This is a genomic window from Streptomyces sp. NPDC049577, assembly GCF_040675635.1.
GTDB lineage: Bacteria > Actinomycetota > Actinomycetes > Streptomycetales > Streptomycetaceae > Streptomyces.
Genome location: NZ_JBFAPH010000448.1, coordinates 1 through 4,112, shown reverse-complemented (window position 1 = coordinate 4,112; position 4,112 = coordinate 1). Strand labels below are relative to the sequence as shown.

The window sequence follows — 4,112 nt, the reverse complement described above, 5'->3', positions numbered from 1 at the left end:
GCCGACCCGTCGGCCGAGGGCGTCGCGGACGACGACTACGCCGAGGACGACGACGCGCAGGACGCCTCCCCGGCCGGTGTGGTCGGCCAGCGCCGTCAGCCCGCCGGCCGCAGCCGCGGCGGCCGCGGCGGCCGTCCCTCGGGCAAGCGCCGATGAGCGCCACCCGCGCCGAGGGCGCCGACCAGAGCCTCGAGGACCTGCTGCTCAGCCGGATCCGCGACGTGCCGGACTATCCCAAGCCGGGCGTGGTGTTCAAGGACATCGCCCCGCTGCTCGCCGACGCCAAGGCCTTCGGCGCGCTGACCGACGCCTTCGCCGAGCTCTGCGAGCACTACGCCGTGGACAAGGTCATGGGCCTGGAGGCCCGCGGCTTCATCCTCGGCGCACCCGTGGCCGTCCGCGCCGGCCGCGGCTTCGTACCCGTGCGCAAGGCGGGCAAGCTGCCCGGCCCGACCCTCCACCAGGCCTACGACCTCGAGTACGGCAGTGCCGAGATCGAGATACAGGCCGACGCGCTGGCCCCCGGCGACCGGGTCCTCGTCATCGACGACGTCCTGGCCACCGGCGGCACCGCCGAGGCCACGCTCCGGCTGATCCGCCGGGCCGGCGCCGAGGTGGCGGGCGTGGCCGTGCTGATGGAGCTCGGATTCCTGGCCGGCCGCGAGCGCCTGGCGGACGCCCTGGGGGGCGCGCCGCTGGACGCGCTGATCACGGTCTGACGAGCGACGGACACCGCGAGGCGGGCACCGGGGAGGTCTCCCGGTGCCCGCCTCGCGCTTGCTCCCGCCGCCGGTCACTCGGCAGGCTGGTGGCCGGGATCGATACCATGGCAGTCCGGGCCTGATCGGGGGGCCGGACCGCTTGAGGAGTGCTCTTGCCAGACGAGGCCAAGCCGCTGACCGCCGCACAACCGGACAAGCCGTCCGCCCAGACCGCGGCGGGGACGGACGCGCCCACCGGCCGCCCGCGGAGCTCCTCCGCGCCGGCCGAGAAGGCCCCGCGGAACGGTGCCGCGCAGAAGGAGGCCGCGCACGGCGGCCCCGCCCGGACCGGTTCCCAGCAGAACGGTTCCGCCCGCGGCGGCCCCGCGGGCGAGGCCCCGGCCGGGCCCGTGCCCGCCGTCACCTCCCGGCCCGCGCCCACGCCGGGCACCACCGGCTCCCGCCCCGGCTCCTCCAGCCGCGTCCGGGCCCGCCTCGCCCGACTGGGCGTACAGCGCTCCAGCCCGTACAACCCCGTCCTCGAACCGCTGCTGCGGATCGTGCGGGGCAACGACCCCAAGGCCGACGCGGCCACCCTGCGCCAGATCGAGCGCGCCTACCAGGTCGCCGAGCGCTGGCACCGCGGCCAGAAGCGCAAGAGCGGCGACCCGTACATCACGCACCCCCTCGCGGTCACCACCATCCTCGCCGAGCTGGGCATGGACCCCGCCACCCTGATGGCCGGCCTGCTGCACGACACCGTCGAGGACACCGAGTACGGCCTGGACGACCTGCGCCGCGACTTCGGCGACCAGGTGGCCCTCCTCGTCGACGGCGTCACCAAGCTGGACCGGGTGCAGTTCGGCGAGGCCGCGCAGGCCGAGACGGTGCGCAAGATGGTCGTCGCCATGGCCAAGGACCCGCGGGTCCTGGTCATCAAGCTCGCCGACCGCCTGCACAACATGCGCACCATGCGCTACCTCAAGCGGGAGAAGCAGGAGAAGAAGGCCCGCGAGACGCTGGAGATCTACGCCCCGCTGGCGCACCGGCTGGGCATGAACACCATCAAGTGGGAGCTAGAGGACCTCGCCTTCGCGATCCTCTACCCCAAGATGTACGACGAGATCGTCCGGCTCGTCGCCGAGCGGGCCCCCAAGCGCGACGAATACCTGGCCACCGTCATCGACGAGGTGCAGGCCGACCTGCGCGCCGCCCGCATCAAGGCCACCGTCACCGGCCGGCCGAAGCACTACTACAGCGTCTACCAGAAGATGATCGTGCGGGGCCGCGACTTCGCCGAGATCTACGACCTGGTGGGCATCCGCGTCCTCGTCGACACCGTCCGCGACTGCTACGCGGCGCTCGGCACCGTCCACGCCCGGTGGAACCCGGTCCCGGGGCGGTTCAAGGACTACATCGCGATGCCCAAGTTCAACATGTACCAGTCGTTGCACACGACGGTCATAGGCCCCAGCGGCAAGCCCGTCGAGCTGCAGATCCGCACCTTCGACATGCACCGCCGCGCCGAGTACGGCATCGCCGCGCACTGGAAGTACAAGCAGGAGGCCGTCGCCGGTGCCTCCAAGATCCGCACCGATGTGCCCAAGCACGCCGGCAAGAACCAGGACACCGTCAACGACATGGCCTGGCTCCGGCAGCTCCTCGACTGGCAGAAGGAGACCGAGGACCCGGGCGAGTTCCTGGAGTCGCTGCGCTTCGACCTCTCGCGCAACGAGGTCTTCGTCTTCACGCCCAAGGGCGACGTCATCGCCCTCCCGGCCGGTGCCACCCCGGTCGACTTCGCCTACGCCGTGCACACCGAGGTCGGCCACCGCACGATAGGGGCCCGGGTCAACGGCCGTCTGGTGCCGCTGGAGTCCACCCTGGACAACGGCGACCTGGTCGAGGTCTTCACCTCCAAGGCGCCGGGCGCGGGCCCCTCCCGCGACTGGCTGGGCTTCGTGAAGTCCCCGCGCGCCCGCAACAAGATCCGCGCCTGGTTCTCCAAGGAGCGCCGCGACGAGGCGATCGAGCAGGGCAAGGACGCCATCGCGCGCGCCATGCGCAAGCAGAACCTGCCGATCCAGCGGATCCTCACGGGCGACTCGCTGGTCACCCTCGCCCACGAGATGCGCTACCCCGACATCTCCTCCCTCTACGCCGCGATCGGCGAGGGGCACGTCGCCGCGCAGGGCGTGGTGCAGAAGCTCGTCCAGGCCCTCGGCGGCGAGGACGCGGCGACCGAGGACATCGAGGAGACCGCCCCGATCCGCACCCGCTCCAAGCGGCGCTCCAGCGCCGACCCGGGCGTGGTCGTCAAGGGTGTCGACGACGTGTGGGTCAAGCTGGCCCGCTGCTGCACCCCGGTCCCCGGCGACCCGATCATCGGCTTCGTCACCCGGGGCAACGGCATCTCCGTCCACCGCGCCGACTGCGTCAACGTCGACTCGCTCTCGCAGCAGCCCGAGCGGATCATCGACGTGGAGTGGGCGCCCACCCAGTCGTCCGTCTTCCTGGTCGCCATCCAGGTCGAGGCCCTCGACCGGTCCCGGCTGCTCTCGGACGTCACCCGCGTGCTGTCCGACCAGCACGTCAACATCCTCTCGGCGGCCGTGCAGACCTCCCGCGACCGGGTGGCCACCTCCCGCTTCACCTTCGAGATGGGCGACCCGAAGCACCTCGGGCACGTGCTCAAGGCCGTCCGGGGCGTGGAGGGCGTCTACGACGTCTACCGCGTGACGTCGGCGCGCAGACCGTGACGCCCGGACAGCGGACATGAGTAAGGGGCTCCGGCCATTGCCGGAGCCCCTTACTCATGGGCTTGATCGAATGATCAGCCGCCGAACTCCTCCAGGCCCTTCAGGGCCTGGTCCAGCAGCGCCTTGCGGCCCTCGAGCTCCTTCGCGAGCTTGTCGGCCTTCGCGTCGTTGCCCGCTGCGCGCGCCTTGTCGACCTGCTCCTGGAGCTTGTCGACGGCCGCCTGCAGCTGCCCCGTCAGACCGGCCGCACGGGCCCGCGCCTCCGGGTTCGTCCGCCGCCACTCGGCCTCCTCGGCCTCCTGGATGGCCCGCTCCACGGCGTGCATCCGGCCCTCGATCTTCGGCCGGGCGTCGCGCGGCACATGGCCGATCGCCTCCCAGCGCTCGTTGATCGAGCGGAACGCCGCCCGCGCCGCCTTGAGGTCCGTGACCGGCAGCAGCTTCTCGGCCTCGGCCGCCAGCTCCTCCTTGAGCGTGAGGTTGCCCTGCTGTTCGGCGTCACGCTCGGCGAAGACCTCGCCGCGCGCCTGGAAGAAGACGTCCTGGGCGCCGCGGAAGCGGGACCACAGCTCGTCCTCCGCCTCGCGCTGGGCGCGACTACGGCGGTAGGTGAGGCGGAGCCTCCACCGGGCGCGGCAGCGGGTCCGGCCCC

3 protein-coding genes are annotated in these 4,112 nt (G+C 72.3%); 2 read left to right on the top strand and 1 reads right to left on the bottom strand.

The window, feature by feature from the left end:
* Positions 1 to 152: 152 nt before the first annotated feature.
* Positions 153 to 719, top strand: coding sequence for an adenine phosphoribosyltransferase (locus AB0K09_RS30625; protein ID WP_366068666.1), 567 nt, complete (start codon positions 153 to 155; stop codon positions 717 to 719).
* Positions 720 to 874: 155 nt separating this feature from the next.
* Positions 875 to 3,460 (top strand): RelA/SpoT family protein, encoded by a 2,586-nt coding sequence (locus AB0K09_RS30620; RefSeq protein ID WP_366068665.1) that lies wholly within the window; start codon positions 875 to 877, stop codon positions 3,458 to 3,460.
* Positions 3,461 to 3,534: 74 nt separating this feature from the next.
* Here the strand turns inward: AB0K09_RS30620 and AB0K09_RS30615 are convergent.
* The coding region (locus AB0K09_RS30615; RefSeq protein ID WP_366068664.1) for a DUF349 domain-containing protein at positions 3,535 to 4,112 on the bottom strand (578 nt) is incomplete at its 5' end.